Annotated in this window: 19 protein-coding genes; 9 read left to right on the plus strand and 10 right to left on the minus strand. The window is 68.1% G+C overall.

Features of this window, described 5'->3' with window-relative positions; genetic code table 11:
- Positions 1 to 35: 35 nt before the first annotated feature.
- Both VLK31_RS12925 and VLK31_RS12930 read left to right on the plus strand, forming a co-directional pair.
- Positions 36 to 1,547, plus strand: coding sequence for a M20 family metallopeptidase (locus VLK31_RS12925; protein ID WP_409168811.1), 1,512 nt, complete (start codon positions 36 to 38; stop codon positions 1,545 to 1,547).
- Entirely contained in the window at positions 1,544 to 2,398 is an 855-nt protein-coding gene (locus VLK31_RS12930; protein ID WP_409168812.1) for a lysophospholipase, read from the plus strand. The genes VLK31_RS12925 and VLK31_RS12930 overlap by 4 nt, the downstream gene beginning before the upstream one ends.
- On the opposite strand, the gene VLK31_RS12935 is transcribed toward VLK31_RS12930, so the two are convergent.
- From VLK31_RS12935 to VLK31_RS12960, 6 genes are all read right to left on the minus strand, one after another.
- Positions 2,373 to 3,551, minus strand: a complete 1,179-nt coding sequence (locus VLK31_RS12935; protein WP_409168813.1) for an MFS transporter — start codon at positions 3,549 to 3,551, stop codon at positions 2,373 to 2,375. The genes VLK31_RS12930 and VLK31_RS12935 overlap by 26 nt on opposite strands.
- Positions 3,548 to 6,544 carry a DUF4132 domain-containing protein gene (locus VLK31_RS12940; protein WP_409168814.1) on the minus strand — a complete coding sequence of 999 codons (2,997 nt, stop codon included), beginning with the start codon at positions 6,542 to 6,544 and terminating at the stop codon, positions 3,548 to 3,550. Before VLK31_RS12940 ends, VLK31_RS12935 begins: the two co-directional genes overlap by 4 nt.
- Positions 6,545 to 6,618: 74 nt before the next feature.
- Positions 6,619 to 7,116, minus strand: coding sequence for a YidB family protein (locus tag VLK31_RS12945; RefSeq protein ID WP_409168815.1), 498 nt, complete (start codon positions 7,114 to 7,116; stop codon positions 6,619 to 6,621).
- Positions 7,117 to 7,217: 101 nt separating this feature from the next.
- Positions 7,218 to 8,582 (minus strand): M20/M25/M40 family metallo-hydrolase, encoded by a 1,365-nt coding sequence (locus VLK31_RS12950; protein ID WP_409168816.1) that lies wholly within the window; start codon positions 8,580 to 8,582, stop codon positions 7,218 to 7,220.
- 135 nt (positions 8,583 to 8,717) lie between these two features.
- Entirely contained in the window at positions 8,718 to 9,446 is a 729-nt protein-coding gene (locus tag VLK31_RS12955; protein WP_409168817.1) for a 16S rRNA (uracil(1498)-N(3))-methyltransferase, read from the minus strand.
- 69 nt (positions 9,447 to 9,515) lie between these two features.
- The gene (locus VLK31_RS12960; protein WP_409168818.1) at positions 9,516 to 10,652 is read right to left on the minus strand and encodes an aminoglycoside phosphotransferase family protein; all 1,137 of its coding nucleotides are present in this window, start codon (positions 10,650 to 10,652) and stop codon (positions 9,516 to 9,518) included.
- A 236-nt stretch (positions 10,653 to 10,888) separates the two neighbouring features.
- Here VLK31_RS12960 and VLK31_RS12965 point away from each other — a divergent pair, with 236 nt between their 5' ends.
- From VLK31_RS12965 to rsmA, 3 genes are read left to right on the plus strand one after another with little or no spacing between them, the layout of a single operon-like run.
- Entirely contained in the window at positions 10,889 to 13,468 is a 2,580-nt protein-coding gene (locus tag VLK31_RS12965) for an LPS-assembly protein LptD (protein ID WP_409168819.1), read from the plus strand.
- 20 nt (positions 13,469 to 13,488) lie between these two features.
- Complete coding sequence (locus VLK31_RS12970; RefSeq protein WP_409168820.1) at positions 13,489 to 14,898, plus strand: peptidylprolyl isomerase; 1,410 nt, start codon at positions 13,489 to 13,491, stop codon at positions 14,896 to 14,898.
- Positions 14,899 to 14,905: 7 nt separating this feature from the next.
- Positions 14,906 to 15,670, plus strand: a complete 765-nt coding sequence (gene rsmA / locus VLK31_RS12975; protein ID WP_409168821.1) for a 16S rRNA (adenine(1518)-N(6)/adenine(1519)-N(6))-dimethyltransferase RsmA — start codon at positions 14,906 to 14,908, stop codon at positions 15,668 to 15,670.
- 69 nt (positions 15,671 to 15,739) lie between these two features.
- Here the strand turns inward: rsmA and VLK31_RS12980 are convergent, their stop codons facing one another.
- From VLK31_RS12980 to VLK31_RS12995, 4 genes are all read right to left on the minus strand, one after another.
- Entirely contained in the window at positions 15,740 to 15,886 is a 147-nt protein-coding gene (locus tag VLK31_RS12980) for a hypothetical protein (protein ID WP_409168822.1), read from the minus strand.
- 77 nt (positions 15,887 to 15,963) lie between these two features.
- Positions 15,964 to 16,389 carry a barstar family protein gene (locus VLK31_RS12985; protein WP_086011111.1) on the minus strand — a complete coding sequence of 142 codons (426 nt, stop codon included), beginning with the start codon at positions 16,387 to 16,389 and terminating at the stop codon, positions 15,964 to 15,966.
- A 50-nt stretch (positions 16,390 to 16,439) separates the two neighbouring features.
- Positions 16,440 to 16,853 carry a ribonuclease domain-containing protein gene (locus VLK31_RS12990; RefSeq protein ID WP_409168823.1) on the minus strand — a complete coding sequence of 138 codons (414 nt, stop codon included), beginning with the start codon at positions 16,851 to 16,853 and terminating at the stop codon, positions 16,440 to 16,442.
- A gap of 182 nt (positions 16,854 to 17,035) precedes the next feature.
- Positions 17,036 to 19,393, minus strand: a complete 2,358-nt coding sequence (locus tag VLK31_RS12995; RefSeq protein ID WP_409168824.1) for an NADP-dependent malic enzyme — start codon at positions 19,391 to 19,393, stop codon at positions 17,036 to 17,038.
- A gap of 191 nt (positions 19,394 to 19,584) precedes the next feature.
- On the opposite strand from VLK31_RS12995, the gene VLK31_RS13000 reads away from it, so the two are divergent.
- The 4 genes from VLK31_RS13000 to VLK31_RS13015 all read left to right on the plus strand — a co-directional run bounded on the left by VLK31_RS13000 (position 19,585) and on the right by VLK31_RS13015 (position 24,077).
- A complete protein-coding gene (locus VLK31_RS13000) occupies positions 19,585 to 20,634 on the plus strand; it encodes an SPFH domain-containing protein (protein WP_409168825.1) in 1,050 nt (349 codons plus the stop codon).
- A 126-nt stretch (positions 20,635 to 20,760) separates the two neighbouring features.
- On the plus strand, positions 20,761 to 22,239 hold the full coding sequence (locus VLK31_RS13005) for a DUF4178 domain-containing protein (protein WP_409168826.1): 1,479 nt from the start codon (positions 20,761 to 20,763) through the stop codon (positions 22,237 to 22,239).
- A gap of 66 nt (positions 22,240 to 22,305) precedes the next feature.
- The gene (locus VLK31_RS13010) at positions 22,306 to 22,524 is read left to right on the plus strand and encodes a DUF350 domain-containing protein (protein ID WP_409168827.1); all 219 of its coding nucleotides are present in this window, start codon (positions 22,306 to 22,308) and stop codon (positions 22,522 to 22,524) included.
- Entirely contained in the window at positions 22,521 to 24,077 is a 1,557-nt protein-coding gene (locus VLK31_RS13015) for a polyamine aminopropyltransferase (RefSeq protein ID WP_409168828.1), read from the plus strand. The genes VLK31_RS13010 and VLK31_RS13015 overlap by 4 nt, the downstream gene beginning before the upstream one ends.

Here is a 24,077-nt window from a genome sequence, read left to right on the forward strand (position 1 = left end):
AAAATGCCAATTTTTCCCCTCCTGCGGAGACCCCGATGAACGCTCCCCTGCACCGCGAAATGCCCGCCGGCACGCTCGACGCCGCGCGCGCCCTGTCTGACGTCACCGCCCAATGGGACGGCGACATCGTCAAGCAACTCACCGACTACATCGCCATTCCGTCGAAGTCGCCCGGCTTCGACAAGGACTGGTCGGCCAACGGCCACCTCGACACCGTGCTGCGCAATGCCGCGGCCTGGGTGGAGGCACAGAAGGTCGAAGGCCTGAAGCTGGAGATCGTTCGCCTGGAAGGCCGCACGCCGGTGCTGTTCTTCGAAGTGCCGGCCACCGGCACCGACATGAGCGAAACCGTGCTCATGTACGGCCACCTCGACAAGCAACCCGAATTCACCGGCTGGCGCAACGACCTGGGCCCGTGGACTCCCAAATACGAAAACGGCCTGCTCTACGGCCGCGGCGGCGCCGATGACGGCTACGCGGTGTACGCCAGCATTGCCGCGCTGCAGGCGCTCAAGGCCCAGGGCGCGGCGCATCCGCGCATCGTCGGCCTGATCGAGACCTGCGAGGAAAGCGGCTCCTACGACCTGCTGCCCTATGTGGACGCGCTGCGTTCGCGCCTGGGCAATGTGGCGCTGGTGATCTGCCTGGATTCGGGCGCCGGCAACTACGACCAGCTGTGGCTCACCACGTCGCTGCGCGGCATGGCCAGCGGCACGCTGAAGGTGGAGGTGCTGACCGAAGGCATTCACTCGGGCGACGCCTCGGGCTTGGTGCCGTCGAGCTTTCGGATCATGCGCCAGGTGCTCGACCGCCTCGAAGACAGCGCCACCGGCCGCCTGTTGCCCGCGAGCTTCCATTGCGAAGTGCCCGCCGACCGCCTGGCGCAGGCCAAGGCCACCGCCGCCATCCTGGGCGAAGAGGTCTACAAGCGCTTTCCGTGGGCGCACTACGACTGCGGCGGCTCCACCATGTTCGCGCTGCCCACCACCACCGACCCGGTGGAAGCGCTGCTCAACCGCACCTGGAAGCCCACGCTGTCGGTCACCGGCGCCGAAGGCTTTCCGGCGCTGAAGGATGCGGGCAACGTGCTGCGCCCTTACACCGCCTTCAAGCTGTCGCTGCGCCTGCCCCCGCTGGTGGATGCGGCCGAGACGGTGCAAAAGCTCAAGGCGCTGCTGGAAGACAACGCGCCCTACCAGGCCCGGGTGACCTTCGAAAACGGCGGCGGCGCCACCGGCTGGAACGCGCCCACCATCACGCCGTGGTTCGAGAACGCGCTCAACCAGGCTTCGCAGGCGCACTTTGGCGCGTCGTGCGGCTACATCGGCCAGGGCGGCACCATTCCGCTCATGAACATGCTCAGCGCCGGCTTCCCCAAGGCGCAGATGATGGTCTGCGGCGTGCTCGGCCCGAAGAGCAACGCGCACGGCCCCAACGAGTTCCTGCACGTGCCCTATGCCAAGAAGCTCACGGCGGCCGTGGCCGAGGTGATTGCCGCCCTGCCCGTGGCGCACCGCGCCGCCGCGTCGGAGCCCGTCGCGGCTTGAGCGAGCCCCTGCCTTTGCCGCAACGCGTCTCGCTGTCCACCCCGGACGGCGAGACGCTCGCCCTGCGCCGCTTGCCTGCACCCGGGCCGGCAAGGGCCGTCATCGTGCTGGTGCACGGGCTGGGCGAGCACGCGGGCCGCTACCACGCGCTGGCCGAATGCCTGCATGAATGGGGCTTTGCCGTGTGGGCGCACGACCACCACGGCCACGGCGAATCCAGCGGCGCGCGCGGCGGCCTGCCGAGCGAGCTGCGTCTGGTCGACGACCTCGCGCGGGTCGTCGACGATGCGCGCGGCCTCAACCCGGGCCTGCCGCTGGTGTTGCTGGGGCACAGCCTGGGCGGGCTGGTGGCGGCGAGCCTGGTGGCGCGCGGCGTGCGGCCGGTCGAAGGGCTGGTGCTGTCGTCGCCGGGGCTCGACCCGGGCCTGAGCGGTGTGCAGAAGGCGCTGCTGGCTGTGCTGCCGCGCATTGCGCCCAACCTGCGCGTAGGCAACGGGCTGAACGACAACTACCTCTCGCACGACCCGGCCGTGGTGCAGGCCTACCGCGCCGATCCGCTCACGCACGACCGCATCGGCGCGCGCCTGGCGCGCTTCCTGGCGGCCGAGGGCGCCACGGTACAGCAGCGTGCCGCCACCTGGCCGGTGCCCACTCTGCTGCTCTACGCGGGCGACGACCACCTGGTGGTGCCGGCTGCCAGCCGCGCCTTCGCCCAAGCGGCGGTGCCCAGCGGCAAGGTCGAGGCGCATGGCTTCGACGCGCTGTACCACGAGCTCTTCAACGAGCTGGACGCCGAGCCGGTCTTCGCCACCCTGCAGGGCTGGCTCAACCGGCAGTTTCCGCCGGCCTGACGGCCCGCCGGCGCGCCAGCCAGAGCAGCGCCGCGCCCGTCAGCACCACCGGCACCAGCGAGCCGAAGTTCAACAGCCGCCAGCCCTGCGTGGTCACCAGCACGCCCGAGGCGAACGAGGTGACGGCCAGCGTCGCGAACACGCAGAAGTTCAGCGCGCCCTGTGCCCGGTCGCGCTCCTGCGCGGTGTAGGCCGTGAGCGAGAGCGTGGTGCTTCCGGTGAACAGAAAATTCCAGCCCACGCCCAGCAGGCACAGCGCCACGATGAAGTGGTGCAGCTCCACGCCCGACAGCGCCACCGCGATGCACCCCAGGTTCAGCACCAGTCCCACGCCCATCACCGGCAGCGCGCCGAAGCGGCGGATCAGGTGGCCGGTGAAGAAGCCCGGCGCGAACATGCCGATCACATGCCATTCGAGCACCAGCGCGGCGTCGGAAAACGGCAGGCTGCACAGCTGCATGGCAATGGGCGTGGCCGCCATCAGCAGGTTCATCACGCCGTAGCCCAGCGCGCCCGCGGCGGCCGCCACGATGAACACGGGCTGCCGCATGATCTCGCGCAACGGCCGCCCGCCCGCAGCCTCCTTGCGGCTGAGCGTGGCGGGGAATTCAATGAAGCGCATCACCGCCATCGACAGCAGCGCCACGCCGGCCAGCGCGATGTAGGCGCCCGCGAACGGCACGGCAAAGGCCTCGCGCGTGGCCGCCGCGAGGTTGGGCCCGGCCACTGCGCCGATCAGCCCGCCGGCCATCACCACCGACACCGCCTTCTCGCGCCACGCCGGCGCCGCCAGTTCGGCCGCGGCAAAGCGGTACAGCCCCGCGTTGGCGTTGTAGTAGCCCGCGACCAGCGTGGCGAAGCACAGCAGCCAGAAGTTGCGGGTGACCGCCGCAAAGCAGCACAGCAGCGCCGCCACCAGCGCCACCGCCAGCCCGATCTGGAACGAACCGCGCCGCCCGAAGCGCTGCTGCGTGCGCGCCACCAGCCCGGTGGTCAGCGCGCCGCCCACCACATAGCCCATCACGGGCAGCGTGGCCATCCAGCCGTGCGGCGCAATGCCCAGCCCCACCAGCCCGTTGATGGCGATGAAGGTCACGTTGTTCGTGAGGAACAGGCCCTGGCAGATGGCAAGCAGCCACAGATTGCGGTTCACGGCGCGTCCCGGATCACGCGTTGCAGGTCGCGCTCGATCTCGCTGAAGGCGATCGGCGAGATGTCGCCCAGCGTGCCGCCGGTGGTGTCGGTGCCGTCCAGCGCCACCGCGCGCACGGTCTGCAGCGTCTTGCCGTCGGGCGTGTCCTGCACGAACCAGCCTTCGTCCAGCTGCACGCACAGGCGCCGCCCGCCGGGCAACGCCTTGTTGAAGCTGTTGACCATGCCGCCTTCGCCCACCTCGCGCAGCCAGCCGCGCGACTCCAGCCCCATGAGCCCGGCGTTCGACACCTGGCGCCCGGCCCAGTGCGGCAGGTCGCGGCGCGTGCGCAGCGCCTCGTCGCGCACGAAGGTCTGGCGCGTGAGCTGCTCGAAGGGCTGCATGATTTCGTAGTCGGCCAGCACCGCGCCCCAGGCGGCGGCCAGCGACGGGTCGAGCGCGGCCAGCTCCAGCGGGTGCGCCAGGCCGATGCGCGCGGTCTCGGGCAGCGTGACCGGGTCGTCGTGCAGGTCGCTGAGTTCGCCCTCGGCGTTCACGCGGAAAGTGCCGGTCAGCCGGTTCGACGCATCGAACAGGCCCCACACCAGCGGCCGGCTGAACACCCGCAGCACCGGGTGGTTCGCAAAGAAGGGCAAGAACTCGTCGGCGCCCCAGCGGCGCTGCGCGCACATGGCGGCCTCCAGCCGCTTGACCTGCGTGGTGGCCACCGTCTTGGCCAGCTTGCGCAGGTCTTTCAGCTGCGTGGTGGCGGTGGCGGCCTTGCCGGGCTCGTCGTTCGCCCCGGGCTTGGGCAGGGTCTTCAGGGGCTTGCCGCGGGCGTCGTGCACCACCGGCTGAAAGTGGTCGTCCATGCGCACGTCGAAAGTGCGCGGGCCAAAGTCCAGCGTGAGGCGGGCGCGCGCGTCCAGGCCCAGGTCGGGCACGGTGCGGTCGGCCAGCTGGTCCAGGCTCAGGCCGCGCTGCTCGGCCACCTCGCCCAGCATGCGGTCGGCGCGGGTGCGCAGGTCGTCGTAGCGGGTCTGGCGCGCGAGCTCGGCCAGGTGCATCAGGGCGGCGTCGCTGCCGATGTCGCCGAGCATCGCCATGGCGTCATAGGCGCGCACGCGGTCGAGCGCGGCGCGCCACTGGCGCAGCAGGCCGTAGAGCTGGCGCGCGGTTTCGTCGTCGCCCAGGCGGCCCTGCAGCGCGAACATCCAGCGCTCCTTGGGGGGCCGGCCGTTGCCGATCCACCAGGCCAGCAGCGCGCGGCCGAAGCGCGCCAGGCTGTCGGGCGTCAGCGCGTCCAGCAGCGCGGGCAGGCCCGGATAGGGGGCGTCGGGCCGGCCCAGCATCATGGCCATCAGCACATCGGGCACCGTGGCCTGCGGCAGCGCGTGGCCGCTGCCCTTGAGCACCAGGCGGGGCAGCACCGCCAGCGGCAGCGTCTTGGGGAGCACCGGCAGGCTGTCGGGCAGCAACTCTTCGGGCGCGATGGCCAGCAGCGTTGCCACGGCCTCTGCGGCTTGCGGGCCGTAGGCCAGGGCCTGGCTGCGCACGGCGTCGGCATGGCCCTCCTGGTGGAGCCAGCGCAGCGCGGCCTGGGCGGCCTCATGCGCGGCGCCGGGTTCGCCCAGGGCGGTGGGAACAAGCCCGCGCGCCGCGGCGTCCGGGTAGCGCGCCAGCCAGGCGCCGGCCTCGCCGCGCACCCAGCGGTTGGTGTGGAAGCCCTTGGCGATCCAGTCGGCCAGGGCGCTCCACTCGATGACCGAGGTCAGCTCGAACATCGCACGCGAGCCCTGCTTGACGTAGCGCGGCAGCGCCGGCAGCAAGGCCACGCCGAAGTGATGCAGCATCGGGCGGATGCGCGCGACGTCGCCCACGTACAGCGGCATGGCCGGGCCGTGCGTGAGCACGCCGACGACCATTGCCACGGGCAGTTGCCAGAGGTATTCGGAAACCGTCCAGGCGTCGGCGGGCGGCTTGCCGAAGTCTTCAGGCGCGAGGTCGCGGCCGGTGGCGACGGGCTCGATGGATTCAGCGAGCACGCCGAGCATCCACAGGGCCTTGCGCACGGCATCCCCCGCAAGCACCGCCGGTGGTGCCTCGGGTTGGTTGCGCGCAAATTCACGTATCCGTTCGTCGGAGCGTTCGCGCGCGATGCGCGCCTCCTGCGCCAGCCAGTCGACCGGGGCGGCCGTGGCGGCCGGGCCCTGCGTGGCCTGCACGTACTGCGGCGCTGGCAGGTCGCTCCAGTGCAGCACGGCCGGCGCGTCGCGCGGTACCAGGGCCAGCGTAGGCACCACCGGCAGCGCCTGGCGGTTACGCCACGGCGGGCGGCGCAGCAGCGCGGGCCAGGTGTCGGGGGCGGCGTCGGTCACGCCGTCGGAGCCGTCTTCCTGCAGGCGCGCGAGCGTCTTGCGCTGGCTGTCGTCGCAGGCGGTTTCGAGCGGTGCCTGCCAGTCGGGGTTGGCGGCCAGCAGCTCCAGGACGAGCGCGGCGCCGGCCTGGTGGCGCGCGGGGTTGGCCGAGAGCAGCTCGCGCAGCACGAACAGCGGCCAGCGGGCGGCCTGCTTGGCCAGCGCGGTCTTGCAGTCGATCTGCTTGACCTGCGTCACGAAGAAACGCACCACCGCCGCGTCGTGAATGGCCAGCAGGTCGGTCACGGCCTCCTTGTGCGGAGACGGCTCGAAGAACAACTCGGCCGCCGCGGCCCCGTGCATTTCGAGCATGCGCAGCCGTGCGGCGCGTGGCGGGTAGAAGCTGGCGCGGTGGCGGCGATAGAAATCCAGGCTGTCGGCCAGGCTGCGCTCGGTGCACAGCAGGCCGCCGCAATGGCCGCAGGCGTGGTCGTTGAACCGCGCGAGCGTTTCGCGCATGCCCTTGGTCCAGCGCACGCTGCCGTCGGGCTGCGCCGCCAGGCCGTCTTTAGCGCGCTTGCCGCTGTCTTCTTTGTCCGCCTTCGATTTGCCGCCGACCGCCATGCCGTTGCTCCCTCTGACTGATGCGAGCGGCATTGTCGGCCACGGCCGGCCAGGCCAAAAAAAAGCGCCCTCGCGGGCGCTGAACTTTGAATAGAGGCCTCAGCCGCTCAGGACTGCTTGCCTTGCAACAGGCCGCTGAGCGAGCCCAGCAGGTCTTCATGGTTGCCCAGGCCCTGCTCCGGCACCTTGCCGTGCGGCGTGAGCTGGTCGATGAGCGACGGCAGCATGGTCGCGAGCATCGGCAGCAGCGTCTGCGCATTGATGCCCAGCTTGGCTGCAATGGCGGCAATGGTGTCGCCACCCAGCGCGTTCTGCAGCTGGTCGCCCGAGACCGGCTGGTTGTCGCCCTTGCCGATCCACGAGCCGATGACGCTGCCCAGGCCGGCCTGCTCGAACTTCGAGACCAGTCCGCCCAAACCACCTGCCGCGCCGTTGTTCGCAAGCAGGCCGCCCAGCGCGCCCGCCAGGCCACCGAGATCGCCCAACCCTCCGAGTCCCCCGCCGAGCCCGCCGCCGAGCCCGCCGCCGAGCCCGCCGCCTTGTGGCTGCTGTTGTTGTCCAGCGCCTCCCAGCACTTGACCGAGTACCGAATCGAGCAATCCCATGGCCGTTTCCTTGGTGTGTGACAGAACCGACAACATTGTTAAATGCCGCGGAGCTTAAGAGGAAAGTTGCACAGCCATTTTCGGACTGGCAACGTGACAAATTACTTGGTACGCGCCGCGCGTTTGGGCAGCAATGCGGGGCTGACCCCTTGCACGCCCACCAACCCGAGCACCGTCACCAGCGAATTCTGCGCGCCTTTCCAGGCGTCTGTCACGTCGATGGACTCGGCAACCGAATGGAATCCCGAGCCCTTGCCGCCGCCGCCCACGATGACCGCCGGAATGCCCAGCGCGATCGGCACGTTGGCGTCGGTGCTGCCGCCGCGCAGCATCGTCCTGTGGCCGAAGGCCGCGTTGGCGCGCGTGGCGGCCTCCACGATCACCGAATCGGGCGGCGTGCGCCCGCCCGGCCGGTCGCCGATCAGCCGGGTGCTGGCGCTCAGCGTGCTCACGTTCCAGCGCTTGTTTTCCTCGGCCACCGCCTCGTCGATGGCGGCCAGGATCTTCTTTTCGGTCTCCAGCAGCGCGCCCATGTCGTCCGAGCGAATGTCGATGGCCATGCGCGCATCCGGCGCAATGGTGTTGACCGAGGTGCCGCCGCCCACGGTGCCCACGGTGAAGGTGGTCTTGGGAAAGCTCGGCGTGCGCACGTCGGCGATCTTGGCAATGGCGCGGCCCATGCCGTGGATGGCGCTGGGCACCTGGCCGAAGGCGCCGAAGCTGTGACCGCCCGGGCCCTGAAACGTCACCTCGTAGCGGTGGCTGGCCGTGGCCAGCACCAGCACGGCGCCCGGCGGCGAAGGCTCCAGCCCCACCATGCCGTCGATGTCCAGGTGGTCGCGAAAGATCGCCTTCATGCCGCGCAGGTTGCCCAGCTCTTCCTCGCCCACGTTGGCGACGAACATCAGGTCGCCCACGGTCTGCACCTTGTTGTCGTTGAGCACCTTGAGCCACGACAGCAGCACGGCCAGGCCGCGCGTGTCGTCGCCGATGCCGGGGGCGTACAGCCGGCCGTCGTGCTCTTTCACCTTCACGTCGGTGCCGGCGGGGAACACGGTGTCGAGGTGCGCGGAAACGAGCAGCTTGGGCCCGTTGCCGGTGCCCTTGCGCAGGCCGACCACGTTGCCTTCGGCGTCGATCTTCGCGTGGGTCAGACCCAGCGCCTTCATGCGCGCGAGGAAGGCCTCGGCGCGCTTGTGCTCCTTGAAGGGCGGCGCCTCGATCTCGGTGAGCATCTTCAGGTCGTCGACCGAGCGCTCATGGTCGGCCCTGACGGCTTCGAGCAGCTTCTGGATGGCAGCCGACGCCATCAGCTGCGCGTAGGCCCGATCGACCTCGGGGCTGACCTGCGTTGGCGTGGGGGCGACGGCGGGGCTCTGGGCCAGCGCGGCGGGTGCCGCGCACAGCATCGAAAGAAAGAGAAAGGCGAGGGGGGCGAGGCGCAGCGCGCCTGGCAGGCGGGACATGGGGCAAAAGTCCTTCTTTTGTCTTAATGAAGTAACGATTGTTTCCCAAGCTTTCGCCGCGCGCGTTGCGGAAAACACCTGCTTTTGGCCCTCTGTTCAGCGTTTGCCGGCAGGAGCCGCGGGCGGTTTGCAGGCTCAGAGGCCCGCGAGCGACACCAGCGCGGCCAGCGCCGCCGTTTCGGCCCGCAGCACGCGCGCGCCGAGCGTGACGGGCGCAAAGCCGCGGGCGATGGCCTGCTGCTCTTCGGTGCCGCTGAGGCCGCCTTCGGGGCCGCTCAGCACGAGGGCGCCGTGGCCCTCCTGCACCGGCACCGCCGAGAGGGCGCGCGTGCCTTCGGCCAGGCTCAGCACGAGCCGCACCGTCGTCGATGCAGCCTGTGCAGTCTGCGCATCGACCCAGCCCGAAAACGACTGCACCGGATGCACCACCGGCACCCGGTTGCGCCCGCACTGCTCGCAGGCCGCGACCGCAATGGCCTCCCAGTGCGCCCGTTTCTTCTCGGCGCGCTCGCCCGACAGGCGCAGCACGCCGTGGGCGGTGGCCAGCGGCTGGATGCTGGCCACGCCCAGCTCGGTGGCCTTCTCTACCAGCCAGTCCATGCGCTCGTTGGCCGGCATGCCGACCGCCAGGTGCACCGCGCGCAGCGCCTCGCGCTCGATTGGCAGGTAGGCGCCGACCGCCACCGCCACCTCGCTGCGGCCCATGCGCTCGACCGTGGCCGCGTACTCGCCGCCCGCGCCGTCGAACAGGGTGAGGGCGTCGCCGGGCTGCATGCGCAGCACCTGCACATGGCGCGCGGCGCCCGGCGGCAGCGAAAGGCTGGCGCCTGCGGTCAGCGGCACGGAACAGTGAAAACGGGGCATGCTATTGAATTGATAGCCGCACACGCACGGCTGGTGCGCGTGACAGCACTTTGTTCGGGTGTTTTTGGGTCAGACCCGGCCGTAGGCAAAGCCCGTGAGGGCCGACGTGCCTTCGACCTCGTCGATCACGCGCACCAGCGGCGTCAGCTCCATGTAGCGGCTGGCGGTCGCGCGAATGTAGGCAATGAAGCGTGGCGTGTCCGCCAGGTACTTGGGCTTGCCATCGCGCAGCGTGAGGCGCGCGAAGATGCCGGCCACCTTCAGGTGGCGCTGCAGGCCCATCCACTCGACCGCGCGGTAGAAGGCGCCGAAGTCCTCGTCCACCGGCAGGCCGGCCTTGCGCGCCGCCGTCCAGTAGCGGATGGTGATGTCGAGCACGAACTCCTCGTCCCAGCTCAGGAACGCGTCGCGCAGCAGGCTGGCGATGTCGTAGGTGATGGGGCCGTACACGGCGTCCTGGAAGTCGAGCACGCCGAGCGCCCCCTCGGGGGGCAGCGAGGACACGCCAGTGCCGAGCGTGGGGGCCACCCCCAGCATCAGGTTGCGGGGCATGAAGTCGCGGTGCACGTAGACGCTGGGCGACGCCAGGTTGTTGTCGACGATCAGCTTGAAGCTGCGCTCCAGCCGTTCCTTCAGCTTGCCTTCGATGGCAACGCCGCGGTGGCGGCCGATGTACCACTCGGGGAACAGCGCCAGCTCGCGCTCCAGCAGGGCGCGGTCGTAGGGCGGCAGCACCCCGGGCTGGGAGGCCAGCTGCCACTTGATCAGCGCGGCGATCGCCTGGTCGTACAGCGGGCGGCTGGCGTCGGGCTGAGCCGGGTCGAGCACGTCCAGCATGGTCTGGCGGCCCAGGTCGTCCAGCAGCAGGAAGCCGTTCGGGCGGTCCCATTCCAGCACCGTGGGGGCCAGCACGCCGGCCTCGGCCATCAGGCGGGCCACCTGAACGAAGGGGTCGCTGTTTTCCTTGTCGGGCGGCGCGTCCATCACGATGCGCGTGGGCGCCGCGGGGTCGGTGGTGTCGAGGCGGAAATAGCGCCTGAAGCTCGCATCGACCGAGGCAAGGCGCACCGTCTCGGGCAGCAACCGTTGCGCGGGGGCGATGCCGGCCAGCCAGGACCGGAACAGTTCATGCCGCTGCGGATCGGTCCAGGGAATGGTCTCGGCGGGGCTCGGGGCCAAAGAGGCGGGGGGCAAGGGTGCTGTCATGGATAATCGATTCTACAAATCCGCCTGGCGCGGCAACCCCTCGCGGCCGGCGCCCGGCCGAGCCGGGTCGCTGCCGGCCCCTGCAACCCGCCGGCCTGCCGCGCCGTCCCCCCGACGATTCTTCGTTCCGAACCGATGCCTACGACCCAACGCCTTCACGCTTGGCACCTTGTGCGCGCGCTGCTCTCCCCGGGGGAGCAGCCGGCTTTCCTCGGAACGGCCGGGCGGGAGGCTTGATGAGCCGACGTGCGACCCCGCGGCGTTGCCGCCCGCCGCTGCCGCTGGCCGTGCTGTCGCTGGCGCTGATGCATGTGCATGGCGCCTCGGCGCAGACCGCCACCGACTTCGACGCGCCAATCACGCTGAAGCGCACGCCGCTGCTGACCGAACTGGTCCCACCCGCCGAACGCGGCCAGCTGCCCAGCCTGGTCACGGGCGACCGCATCACCGGGCGTCCCGACCTGGACACCGTGGTCGAGGGCAATGCCACGCTGCGCCGCGGCCCGGTGTCCATCACCGCTGACCGGCTCGAGTACTACCAGCCCGACGACCGCGCCAAGGCCACCGGCAACGTGCGTGTCAACCAGGGCGGCAACGTGTACGAAGGCCCTGAGCTGCAGCTCAAGCTGGAGACCTTCGAGGGCTTCTTCAACAATGTGCGCTACCAGTTCCTGGCCAACGAGGCGCACGGCGAGGCGCAGCGCATCGACTTCGTCGACGCCAACGTGTCGGTGGCCCGCCAGGCCACCTACACCACCTGCCGCCGCGAGGACTTTCCAGGCTGGATGCCGGCCTGGCTGCTGACCGCCACCACGCTCACCACGGACACCGAGGAAAACGAAGGCGTTGCGACCAACGCGCGCCTGAGCTTCATGGGCATCACCACGCCGCCCATTCCGAGCGTGAGCTTCCCGTTGTCGAACGACCGCAAGAGCGGCCTGCTGCCGCCCACCGTCGGCATCGACAACAACAACGGCATCGAGATCGCGCAGCCGTACTACTGGAACATCGCCCCCAACCGCGACGCCACGATCACGCCTACGCTCATGAGCAAGCGCGGGCTCAACCTGAGCAACGAGTTCCGCTACCTCGAAAAAGGCTACAGCGGCACCGTTCGCCTGGACCTGATGGGCAGCGACCGGCTGGTGGGCCAGCGCTACAACGAGCTGCGCGCGAGCCAGCTGCAGCAGCTGGCCAACGGCGAGATCCAGGCCAAGGACCTGACCAGCCCCCCCGGCAGCACCAAGCGCTGGGGCCTGTGGCTCAACCACCACCAGGACTTCGACGCCAAGGCGCTGGGCCTGGACTCGCTGTCGGCCAACATCGCGATCAACCGCGTGAGCGACAACGACTACTGGCGCGACTTCACGCGCACGCCCTCGCTGGCGCAGCGCCAGTTGCCGAACGACGCGTCGCTCAACTGGGCCAAGGACGACTGGAGCGGCATGGTGCGCACGCTCAAGTACCAGAACCTGCAGTACAACCTGTCGCCGATCGTGCCGGCCTACGACCGGATGCCGCAGATCACGGCCAACTACAACAAGTACGACTGGCACGGCTTCGACGTGTCGCTCAACCTCGACTACACGCGCTTCCGGGTCAACACGATCCTGAGCGGGCAGCCGGGCTTTGACGTCGGCCAGCAGTCGCAACCCGACGGCGACCGCGCATCGGCCGTGGCGTCGATCAGCCGGCCGTTCATCACGCCCAGCTCGTTCGTGATTCCCAAGCTGATGGTGAACGCGGCGTCGTACAGCTACTACGTGCCGCAGGCGGACATTCCGAAGCTGACGATCAACGGCACCCAGTACGTCGGCGGCATTCCCTACAACCCGGCCTCGCTGTATTTCTTTCCGACCTCCAGCAACCGGACGGTGCCAACCTTCAGCCTGGACAGCGGCCTGATCTTCGAGCGCGACGCCAGCTACTTCGGCCGCGCCTTTCGCCAGACGCTGGAGCCGCGCGCCTACTACGTGTACACGCCGTACCGCAATCAGAGCATGCTGCCGAACTACGACTCGGCGGCCAACGACTTCAGCTTTGCGACCATCTACACCGAGAACGCGTTCTCCGGCGGCGACCGCGTCTCGGACACCAACGCGCTCACGATGGGCGTGACCACGCGCCTGATCGACCCGGCCACCGGCGTGGAGGCTGCGCGCTTCGGTGTCGCGCAGCGGCTGCGCTTCAGCGACCAGAAGGTCACGCTGCCCGGCGGCACGCCGGTGACCGACCGCGCGAGCGATCTGCTTGTGGGCGCCCAGGTCAACTGGACGCCCAAGTGGAGCCTGGACACGGTCGTGCAATACAACCCCGACACGCGCAAGTCGGAGCGCTCGGCCCTGAGCGCGCGCTACAACCCCGAGCCGTACCACAACCTGAGCGCGGCCTTCCGCTACCAGGCGCCCAGCACGCCCACCGCGACCGACGGCAACAAGTCCTTCGACGTGGGCTGGCAATGGCCCATCAACGACCTGTGGGGCGACAAGGGCAAGAACCTCGGCCCGGGCAAGGGCCAGGGCGGCGGGCGTTGGTACGCCGTGGGCCGCCTCAACTACAGCCTGCAGGACAAGAAGCTCACCGACGGCGTGCTGGGCTTCGAGTACGACGGCTGCTGCTGGATCGGGCGCGTGGTGCTGCAGCGCATCACCACCGGCCAGGTGACGGCGAACACCCGCATCATGTTCCAGCTCGAATTTGTCGGGTTCTCCAGCATCGGCTCCAGCCCGATGCAGGCTCTGCGGCAGAACATCCAGCGCTACGAACCCCTGCGCCAACCGGGCGAGGCGCCGAGCCGCTTCACCAATTACGACTGAGACGATCGACTGAGCCAGCCATGAAACATATCCGTTCCATCATCACCCTCGGCTGCCTGGCAGCCATGGCCGCAACGGCGGGAGCCCAGGGCTTTCGCTCCGGCGGCGGCATCACGGACATCATGCGCGCCGGCCCGCGCCTCGGTCCGCCCGTGGCCCGCCCCGCGCCCAGCACGGCGCCCGCGGCACCGGTGCAGCGCTCGGCGGAGTTCATCGTCGCGCTGGTCAATTCGGAGCCCATCACCAACACCGAGGTGCTGACCCGCGTGGGGCGCCTGCTGAAGGAAAACCCCGACGCCGCGCGCGTGCCGCGCAACGAACTCACGCGGCTCGTGCTCGAGCGCCTGATCACCGAGCGCGCGCAGCTGCAGCTGGCCAAGGAAGGCGGCATCAAGGTCGACGAAGTGGCGATCGACCAGGCCGAGCAGACCGTGGCGCGCCAGAACGAGATCAGCCTGGTCGAGCTGCGCCGCCGCGTGGCCGCCGAAGGCATCTCGCAGCAGGAGTTCCGCAACGACCTGCGCGACCAGCTGCTGCTCACGCGCCTGCGCGACCGCGAGGTCGAGTCCAAGGTCAAGATCAGCGACGCCGAGGCCGACGAGTACCTGCGCGACCAGCGCAACGTGACCGTGAAGAACGCCGCGCTGGAAAACCTCAACCTGGCGCAAATTCTGGTGGCGGTGCCCGAGAACGCCACCGACGCGCAGATTGCCACCGCCCAGCAAAAGGCCCAGGGCCTGACCCAGCGCGCCCGCGCCGGGGAAGATTTCGCCAAGCTGGTGCAGGACAACTCCGATTCGCCCGACCGTGCCAATGGCGGTGCCATCGGCATGCGCAGCGCCGACCGCTACCCGCCGCTGTTCGTCGAAGCCACGCAATCGACGGCCGTGAACGGCATCGCGGGGCCGGTGCGCTCCAGCGCCGGTTTCCACGTGCTCAAGGTGCTGTCCAAGGCCCAGGTCGGTTCGGGCGACGCCACCGTCACGCAGTCGCAGGTGCGCCACATCCTGCTGCTGAACGACCCCAAGCGCACCACCGCGCAGGCCGTCGCGCAGCTGGCGGAATTCAAGCGCCGCGTGCAGTCCGGCTCGGCCGACTTCGCTGGCCTGGCCCGCGACAACTCGCAGGACGCCAGCGCCAAGGCCGGCGGCGACCTCGGCTGGTCGCGCCCTGGCCAGTTCGTGCCCGAGTTCGAGGAAGCCATGGACCGGCTCGCGCCGGGCCAGATCAGCGACCCCGTGGTGTCGCGCTTTGGCGTGCACCTGATTCAGGTGGTGGCCCGCCGCGATGCCAAGCTGAGCCAGTCGGAGCAGCGCGAAGCCGCGCGCGCCGCGCTGCGCGAGCAACGCATCGAGGAAGCCTTCAGCACCTGGATGCAAGAGGTGCGTGCGCGCGCCTACGTCGAGTACCGCGACCCTCCGCAGTCCTGATTCACTGATGGCACACATCGCGAGGAAGCGGTTCGGGCAGCACTTTCTGTCCGACGGGGGAATCATCGAGGCGATCGTGCGCGAGATCGCACCGCAGCCGGGCGACGCCATGGTCGAGATCGGGCCGGGGCTTGCCGCGCTCACGCAGCCGCTGGTGGAGCGGCTCGGCCGGCTCACCGTGATCGAGCTGGACCGCGACCTTGCCAAACGCCTGCGCGAGCACCCGCAGCTCGAGGTGATCGAGTCCGACGTGCTCAGGGTCGACTTCGCCGAGCTCGCGGGCCGGTTCCCCGACAAGCCGTTGCGCGTGGTGGGCAACCTGCCCTACAACATCTCCACGCCCATCCTCTTTCACCTGCTGGGTTCGGCCCACCTGGTGGCCGACCAGCATTTCATGCTGCAGAAAGAGGTGATCGACCGCATGGTGGCCAAGCCGGCCACCTCGGACTACAGCCGCCTGAGCGTGATGCTGCAGTGGCGCTACGCCATGCAGAACGTGCTGTTCGTGCCGCCCGAGAGCTTCGACCCGCCCCCGCGCGTGGACAGCGCCGTGGTGCGCATGGTGCCGCTGGCCACGCCGCCGGCAGTCAATGCCGCGCGGCTCAGCGAGATCGTGCAGGTGGCCTTCAGCCAGCGGCGCAAGCTGCTGCGCCACACGCTGGGCAAGTGGCTGCAGGAGCACGACTTTGCCGGCGAATTCGACACCCAGCGGCGGGCGGAGGAAGTGCCTGTCGCGGAATATGTGGTTTTGGCGCAAACCGTGGCCCCATGAAAAAAGCCCGTCACAGACGGGCTTTTTAATGGGCGCTGAGAACCTGCAAGCGCCGACGCTTGATGGCGTTTAAGCGGCGGCGAGCCAGTAACCCGCATTGAACGGGCTGCTCATGCGCAGCGCGAGCGGCGACACGTCGACGAGCTTGTCGGTCGGCATTTTTTCGCCGGCCGGCTCGGTGCTGGCCGTGGTGGCTGCTGCTGCGGTGGTGTTCACTTCGGTGCCGTCGAGGTTGTCAGCTTTGGGCTGAGCCTCGTTCGCCCGTTCTGCTTGGCTGGTAGATGCAGAACGGGCTACAGAAAAGAATAGAAGCACCGGAACGGGACCTTGCGGTCGCCCCAGTAGTCCGAGGCGTCGCGGAAGATGTCGAGCAGCTGCTCGCGCGCTTCCTTGTCGAACTTGGCATTGGCCGGAATCTGCTCCAGCACGATGACAAAACCTGGCTGCGGGCCCGATTTATGCAACGGGTCTGTCATGCAGTCGTACAGCGCGTCGAAGTTCTTCCCGAAGTGGGCCGGGAACGTGAACTGCTGTGCGATCAGGTCGAGCACGTCCTGCTTGGTCTGGGCGTTGCCCAGGTTGGCGTACAGGAAGTGCTGGCCGGCTGCGTTGGCAGCGTCCTGCAAGTCGTTCACGCGGAACGCGCGGATCGATTGCACGATGTTCGGGCGTACGGCACGAAGGGATAAGGTCATCTCCGCTGGTCTTTCCATAGTCATCATCATTTCTTCGGGGCGCTTTGGTGCGCCGCTCAGGTCGTTGTCATCGCTCATGGTGCAATCCGTCTGAAACTCGCATAGTGGTCCGCCGTGTACCAGCAGGCCTCGGGTGTGGTGCGTTGCTCACCACCGCAAACGATCCGTTGTGCACCACGATTGCGCGAGCCGGGTGTCGTCACCGTGTACTCGCGGTAGTGGCCCCGTCGCGCTGGCGGCAAGAGACGCTCGCGATTGCCGAAAACCGTGCCGTCCTTGTCGTACCGGAAAGGGCCACCATCGAGGATGGCCTGGTAGGTTCGCTGGCCCTGTACCGGCAATTCGGACAGTGCAATTGTTCCTTCAGTGGACGTTTTTCCGGCGCCGAACCAACCGCGGGCCTCGGCCCCCGTCGTCAGCGCCGCCAGCATCAGGCCGGTGAGCGCGAACTTTGTGACAGAAGACGTGATCGAGGCGTAAGCCGCCATGGGGCACCACAAGAAAAAGAGCGGGGGGTTTGAACTGGCGATCAACCTCGGGGTTAACCCGCAAATTCAAGCCCGCGAGTGTGCACCACGCTGGAGAAAATAGCAAGCGACTGCCCAAAGTTTGAGCAGTCGCTGCAGGGGTGAGTGGTGTTTTAAGTTGGCGACCACTCTCGCCAAAGGGCTTATCTCTCGGCGTTTGCGTCAGCAACTGTCAAGGCTGTCATGTTGACGATGCGTCGAACAGTTGCACTGGCTGTGAGAATATGCACAGGTTTGGCCGCGCCGAGCAAAACCGGCCCGATCGCGATGTTGCCGCCGGCCGCCGTCTTGAGCAGGTTGTACGAAATATTGGCCGCGTCGATGTTCGGAAAAACCAACAGGTTGGCATCGCCGGCCAGCGCGCTGTGCGGCATGACGACCGCGCGCTGCTTGCTGTCGAGCGCCACGTCGCCGTGCATTTCGCCATCCACCTCGAGCCAGGGGGCCTGCACGCGCAGCAGGTCGAGCGTCTTGCGCATCTTGATGGCGCTGGGCTCGTTGCTGGTGCCGAAGTTCGAGTGCGACAACAGCGCGGCCTTGGGCTTCAGCCCGAAGCGCATCATTTCCTCGGCCGCCATGGTCGTGATCTCGGCCAGCTCTTCCGGCGAGGGGTCGTAGTTGACGTGCGTGTCGACCAGGAACACCTGGCGGTCGGGCAGCAGCAGGCCGTTCATGCAGGCGTACACCGGCACGTCCTGCGGCGTGCTCTTGCAGCCGCCGGGGCGCTTGCCGATCACCTGGTCGATGTAGTGCAGGTGTATCAGCGTGGTGCCCCAGGTGCCGCAGATCATGCCGTCCACCTCGTCCTTGTGCAGCAGCATCGCGCCAATCAGCGTGAGGCGGCGGCGCATCTCGATCTTCGCGACCTGGGCGGTGATGCCCTTGCGCTCGGTCATGCGGTGGTAGGTCTGCCAGAAGTCGCGGTAGCGGTGGTCCTGCTCGACGTTGACGATGTCGTAGTCCAGCTCTTCCTTCAGGCGCAGCCCGAACTTCTCGATGCGCTGCGCAATGATGGCCGGGCGGCCGATCAGCGTGGGGCGCGCCAGGCCTTCGTCGACCACGATCTGCGCGGCGCGCAGCACGCGCTCTTCCTCGCCTTCGCTGTAGGCCACGCGCTTCTTCGGCGAGCGCTTGGCCGCGTCGAAGATCGGCTTCATCGTCGTGCCCGAGGCGTAGACGAAGTTCTGCAGGCGGTCGCGGTAGGCGTCCATGTCCTTGATCGGACGGGTCGCCACGCCGCTTTCCTCGGCCGCCTTGGCCACGGCCGGCGCAATCTTCATCATCAGGCGCGGGTCGAACGGCTTCGGAATCAGGTATTCAGGGCCGAAGGACAGCTTTTCACCGACGTAGGCGGCGGCCACGCGCTCGCTCTGCTCGGCCTGCGCCAGGTCGGCAATGGCATGCACCGCGGCAATTTCCATCTCGTCGGTGATGGTGGTCGCGCCCGAGTCGAGCGCGCCGCGGAAGATGTACGGGAAGCACAGGACGTTGTTGACCTGGTTCGGGTAGTCGGTGCGCCCGGTGGCCATGATCACGTCGTTGCGCACCGCATGGGCGTCTTCGGGCGCGATCTCGGGGTTCGGGTTGGCCAGCGCGAAGATCACGGGCCGGGGCGCCATCTTGGCGACCATGTCGGCCTTCAGCACGCCGCCGGCCGACAGGCCCAGGAACACGTCGGCACCGACGATCACCTCCGACAGCTTGCGCATGTCGGTCTTCTGCATGTACTGGCGCTTGTCGTCGTCCATCAGCTCTTCGCGGCCTTCGTAGACCACGCCGGCCAGGTCGGTCACGAACACGTTCTCGCGCTTCAGGCCCACCTTGAGCAGCAGGTTCAGGCAGGCCAGCGCCGCGGCGCCCGCGCCCGAAGTCACCAGCTTGACCTCGCCGATGTTCTTGCCCGCCACCTTCAGGCCGTTGACCATGGCGGCCGCCACGGTGATGGCGGTGCCGTGCTGGTCGTCGTGGAACACCGGAATCTTCATGCGCTTGCGCAGCTCGCGCTCCACGTAGAAGCAGTCCGGGGCCTTGATGTCTTCCAGGTTGATGGCACCGAAGGTGGGTTCCAGCGAGGCGATGATCTCCACCAGCTTGACCGGGTCCTTCTCGTCGATCTCGATGTCGAACACGTCGACACCGGCAAACTTCTTGAAGAGAACGCCCTTGCCTTCCATCACCGGCTTGGAGGCCAGCGCGCCGATGTCGCCAAGGCCCAGCACCGCGGTGCCGTTGGTGATGACGCCCACCAGGTTGCCGCGCGAGGTGTACTTGAACGCGTTCAGCGGGTCCTTGACGATTTCCTCGCAGGGCGCGGCCACGCCGGGCGAGTACGCCAGCGACAGGTCGCGCTGGTTGACCATCTGCTTGGTCGCCGCGATGGCGATCTTGCCGGGGACGGGAAACTCGTGGTACTCGAGGGCGGCACGGCGCAGCTCGGCGCGTTTGTCTTCGGGCGTGGGAGTCGAGGACGTCGAGGGGGTCGAGGGGGTCGAATCGGACATGTGCCTGTAGCTCCTGGTGGCGCTTCTTCTGGGGGCGCCGATTGTAGACCTCGCTCCGGCAGGCCTTGGGCAGAGTCCATACACCGCATGGCCAGGGCTCAACATGACCAAAGTCACGGGTGCGCCGTCAAGTCGCTGTGGCAATATGCGCAGTTCGGACAAAACCTGAAAAAACCTCAAGAGGAGCGACCATGGCGCTGATGGATTTCATCAAGAAACAGTTCATCGACATCATCCAGTGGACGGAGACCGGCGATGGCACGCTGGCCTGGCGCTTCCCGATGGCGGAGATGGAAATCCAGAACGGCGGCTCGCTCACCGTTCGCGAGTCTCAGGTGGCCGTTTTCGTCAACGAAGGCAAGGTGGCCGACGTGTTCGGCCCCGGCATGTACAAGCTCACGACGCAGACGCTGCCCGTGCTCACGTACCTGAAGAACTGGGACAAGCTGTTCGAGTCCCCCTTCAAGAGCGACGTCTACTTCTTCAGCACGCGCCAGCAGATCGACCAGAAGTGGGGCACGCCCCAGCCGATCACCATCCGCGACAAGGACTTCGGCGCGGTGCGCCTGCGGGCCTTCGGCAACTACAGCTTCCGCATCGGCGACGCCAAGCTCTTCCACACCGAAATCTCCGGCACGCGCGACATCTACAGCGTGGCCGACCTCGACGGCCAGCTGCGCGGCCTGGTGCTGCAGAACATCAGCAACGCCATCGCGTCCAGCGGCGTGCCCTTCCTGGACCTTGCGGCCAACCAGATCCAGTTTGCGCAGGCGCTGGCCGCCCAGCTGGTGCCCGAGTTCGAGAAGATCGGCATCAAGCTCGAAAACATCACGGTGCAGAACGTCTCGCTGCCCGAAGAGCTGCAGAAGGTTCTGGACCAGAAGATCGGCATGGGCATGGTCGGCAACGACATGGGCAAGTTCATGCAGTACCAGACGGCGCAGGCCATCCCCAAGTTCGCCGAAGGCGCGGCCGGCGGTGGCGGCATTGCCGGCGACGCCATGGGCCTGGGTGCCGGCGTGGCGCTGGGCCAGGTGCTGGCGCAGAACCTCGCGCAGGGCCTGAGCCCGAACGCGGCGGCCGCCGCAGCCGCCACGCAGCAGCAACCCGCCGTGGCCGTGGTGAGCCCCACCGACGTGATGACCACGCTCGAGCGGCTCGGCGAACTCAAGACCAAGGGCATCCTCACGCAGGAAGAGTTCGACGCCAAGAAGGTCGAGCTGCTGAAGAAGCTGGTCTGACCCCCAGGCCTCGCGCACTCTTCGTGTCGGCACATCCCGCCCCTTGCAGGGGGCGATACCAGCGGCCCGGCATAGCCGGCTGCGCGGTATCCCCCACCTTGTTCGTCATTTCCTCGGCAGCTTGTCATGGCTGAGGAAACCGGCAACCAACGCTACTACCGCGCGCCCTGCCCCGGCTGCGGCGCGCCCGTCGAATTTCGTTCGGCGCAATCGACCCACGCGGTCTGCCCGTACTGCCAGAGCACCGTCGTGCGGCAGGGCGACACGCTCGCGCGCACCGGCAAGATGGCCGAGCTGTTCGACGACTTCAGCCCGCTGCAGCTGTTTGCCGCCGGCCGCATCCAGGACAAGCCGTTCACGCTGATCGGCCGGCTGCAGTACACCTACCCCGGCGGGCGCTGGACCGAGTGGATCGCCGCGCTCGACGGTGACCGCACCGGCGTGCTCAGCGAGGACAACGGCGCCTACGTCTTCGCGCTGCCCTTCGATATTCAGCGCGCCGCGCCGCCCTCGAGCGAGCTGCGCGTGGGCGCCACCACCGCCTTCGCGGGCCAGAGCTACACCGTCACCTCCAACGAGCAGGTGGCGCTCACCTCCGCGCAGGGCGAGCTGCCGCACCTGCCCGAGCTGGGCAAGCCGTTTGCGATGGTTGAGCTGCGCAACGACAAGGGGCTGGTGCTCAGCCTCGACTACGGCACGGCGCCGCCCGCGGCCTCCCTCGGCCGTTCGGTTCAGCTGGAAGACCTGCAGCTCACCGGCCTGCGCGAAGACTCCGCCAAGGACGAGAAGGGCCGCAGCTTCAACTGCCCCAACTGCGGCTCGCCCGTCACCGTCAACCTGGCCGACAGCAAGAGCATCACCTGCGGCAACTGCCACAGCATCATCGACCTGTCGCAGGGCATTGGCGGCGAGCTCAAGCATGCCGCGCAGAGCGAGCCCGTGCGCCCGCTCATCGCGCTGGGCGCCATGGGCCAGCTGCAGGGCGCGCAGTGGCAGGTGGTGGGCTTCCAGCACCGCATGGGCACCGAGCCCGGCGACGACGAAATGTTCGGCTGGGACGAGTACCTGCTCTTCAACAAGAAGCGCGGCTTCAGCTTCCTGGTGGACGCGGAAGACGGCTGGAGCCTGGTCAAGCCGACCACCGGCGCGCCGGTGATGGCAGAGAACGGCAGCACCGCCACCTACCTCAACAAGCGCTACCAGCAGCAGTACGCCTACAACGCCGAGACCACCTACGTGGCGGGCGAGTTCTACTGGCAGGTCGAGCGCGGGCAGAAAACCTTCAACCGCGACTTTGCCAGCGGCCCCGCGCTGCTGTCGATGGAGCGCTCGGCCAACGAGCTCACCTGGTCGTCGGGCATCAAGCTCGACAGCGGCGTGGTGGCCACCGCCTTCAAGCTCGACGCCAAGAAGGACATGTTCAAGCGCGGCGACGCGCTGCCCGTGAGCGCGGCCTCGGGCATGGGCTGCGGCACGATCATCATCGTGATCGTGTTGATCATCATCCTGCTGATCATTCTGAGCACCTGCAGCGGCTCGTCGGGCGGCTCGCGCAGTTCGGGCGGCTCGTATGGCGGCTACTCGAGTGGCGGCGGCCACAAATGACGGCGAAGATGGCTGCGTGCCGCACCGCCAACGCGATGTTTCTTACTACTACGACTGGAGGTCCCCATGGGATTTGAATCGCTGAAACCGGGCGTGGTCCTCGGCTCGCTCGTGTACGCGCTGATCGGCGTGATCATCTTCTGGCTGTGCTTCCTGATCATCGACAAGATCACGCCCTACGACCTGTGGGGCGAGATCGTCGAGAAGCAGAACGTGGCGCTCGGCCTCGTGGTTGCCGCCATGTGCCTGGGCATCAGCATCATCGTGGCTGCGGCGATCCATTGAGCGACGCGGCCCTGCCCGCGCGCACCCCGGATGCGCGGGGGCCGCAACCGATTGAAATTGCGCTGCTCGCCAGCGTGTTCGTGGTCGCGGCCTGCGGGCTGGTCTACGAACTGAGCGCGGCCGCGCTGAGCAGCTACCTGCTCGGCGACTCGGTGCTGCAGTTCAGCACCATCATCGGCACCTACCTGTTCGCCATGGGCGTGGGCTCTTGGCTTTCGCGCTATTTCGACCGCCAGCTGCCCGCGCACTTCCTGCGCATCGAGCTGATGGTGGCGCTCATTGGCGGTGCGCTGCCGGCCATCCTGTTCCTGGCCAACGCCTACGCGCCCGGCGCCTTCCGCCTGCTGCTGTACGGCCTGGTGATGGTGGTGGGCACGCTGGTGGGGCTGGAGATTCCGCTGGTCATGCGCATCCTGAAGCGCAACATCGCGCTGAAGAACCTGGTGTCGCAGGTGCTCACCTTCGACTACCTGGGCGCGCTGGCCGTGTCGGTGGCGTTTCCGCTGATCCTGGTGCCGCAGCTCGGCATGATCCGCACCGGCCTGCTGTTCGGCTTCATGAACGCGGCCGTGGCCGTGTGGGCGCTGTGGTTGTTCCGCCATGAGCTGCGCCGCATCGGCGCGCACGCCGTGGCGTGCTTCCTGGCGCTGGCCGCGCTGGCGGCGGCCTTCGTGTGGGCCGACCACATCACCACGCTGGCCGAAGACAAGTTCTACCAGGACCACATCGTCTTCAGCGCCACCTCGCCCTACCAGCGCATCGTGGTCACGCGCGGGCTGCTCGGCCACCGGCTGTTTCTGAACGGCAACCTGCAGTTTGCCGAGCGCGACGAGTACCGCTACCACGAGGCCCTTGTGCACCCCGTGATGGCCGCGCAGGGCGCACCGAAGAAGGTGGCCGTGCTGGGCGGCGGCGACGGCATGGCGGTGCGCGAGATATTGAAGTACCCGTCGGTCGAATCGGTCACGCTGGTGGAGCTCGACCCCAACATGACCCAGCTCTTCACCACACACGAAACGCTGGCCGCGCTCAACGGGCATTCGCTGTCGTCGCCCAAGGTGAAGATCGTCAACACCGACGCGTTCCAGTGGCTGCAGCAGCCCGGCGACATGTACGACGTGATCGTGGTCGACTTTCCGGACCCGACCAATTTCGCCATCGGCAAGCTCTACACCAACAGCTTCTATTCGCTGCTCGAAAAGCGCCTGTCGGCCAGCGGCTACGCGGTGATCCAGACCACGTCGCCACTGGTGGCGCGCAAGAGCTACTGGACGGTGGCGACCACCATCGAGTCGGTCGGCCTCACGGCCACGCCGTACCACGCGCATGTGCCCAGCTTCGGCGAGTGGGGCTACATCATCGCGAGCCGCCGGCCGTACCGCATGCCTGATGCGCTGCCTGCGGGCCTGCGCTTCCTGTCGCCTTCCACGCTGCCGCTGATGTTCGACTTTCCGCTCGACATGGCGCGCGTGCCGGCCGAGGTGAATCGCCTGTCGAACCAAATCCTTGTCACTACTTATGAGCAGGAGTGGGGCAAGGTGATGGCGCACTAG

The sequence above is a fragment of the Variovorax sp. H27-G14 genome, assembly GCF_046156345.1.
GTDB lineage: Bacteria > Pseudomonadota > Gammaproteobacteria > Burkholderiales > Burkholderiaceae_C > Variovorax.

Excerpts from the sequence above, each read along its gene's own strand:
- VLK31_RS12995 (WP_409168824.1), bottom strand. The coding sequence starts at position 19,393 with ATGTCCGATTCGACCCCCTCGACCCCCTCGACGTCCTCGACTCCCACG.
- VLK31_RS12940 (WP_409168814.1), bottom strand. The coding sequence starts at position 6,544 with ATGCCGCTCGCATCAGTCAGAGGGAGCAACGGCATGGCGGTCGGCGGC.
- VLK31_RS12955 (WP_409168817.1), bottom strand. The coding sequence starts at position 9,446 with ATGCCCCGTTTTCACTGTTCCGTGCCGCTGACCGCAGGCGCCAGCCTT.
- VLK31_RS12985 (WP_086011111.1), bottom strand. The coding sequence starts at position 16,389 with ATGACTATGGAAAGACCAGCGGAGATGACCTTATCCCTTCGTGCCGTA.
- VLK31_RS12950 (WP_409168816.1), bottom strand. The coding sequence starts at position 8,582 with ATGTCCCGCCTGCCAGGCGCGCTGCGCCTCGCCCCCCTCGCCTTTCTC.
- VLK31_RS12960 (WP_409168818.1), bottom strand. The coding sequence starts at position 10,652 with ATGACAGCACCCTTGCCCCCCGCCTCTTTGGCCCCGAGCCCCGCCGAG.
- VLK31_RS12970 (WP_409168820.1), top strand. The coding sequence starts at position 13,489 with ATGAAACATATCCGTTCCATCATCACCCTCGGCTGCCTGGCAGCCATG.
- rsmA (WP_409168821.1), top strand. The coding sequence starts at position 14,906 with ATGGCACACATCGCGAGGAAGCGGTTCGGGCAGCACTTTCTGTCCGAC.
- VLK31_RS12925 (WP_409168811.1), top strand. The coding sequence starts at position 36 with ATGAACGCTCCCCTGCACCGCGAAATGCCCGCCGGCACGCTCGACGCC.
- VLK31_RS13005 (WP_409168826.1), top strand. The coding sequence starts at position 20,761 with ATGGCTGAGGAAACCGGCAACCAACGCTACTACCGCGCGCCCTGCCCC.
- VLK31_RS13010 (WP_409168827.1), top strand. The coding sequence starts at position 22,306 with ATGGGATTTGAATCGCTGAAACCGGGCGTGGTCCTCGGCTCGCTCGTG.
- VLK31_RS12965 (WP_409168819.1), top strand. The coding sequence starts at position 10,889 with ATGAGCCGACGTGCGACCCCGCGGCGTTGCCGCCCGCCGCTGCCGCTG.
- VLK31_RS12945 (WP_409168815.1), bottom strand. The coding sequence starts at position 7,116 with ATGGGATTGCTCGATTCGGTACTCGGTCAAGTGCTGGGAGGCGCTGGA.
- VLK31_RS12990 (WP_409168823.1), bottom strand. The coding sequence starts at position 16,853 with ATGGCGGCTTACGCCTCGATCACGTCTTCTGTCACAAAGTTCGCGCTC.
- VLK31_RS13000 (WP_409168825.1), top strand. The coding sequence starts at position 19,585 with ATGGCGCTGATGGATTTCATCAAGAAACAGTTCATCGACATCATCCAG.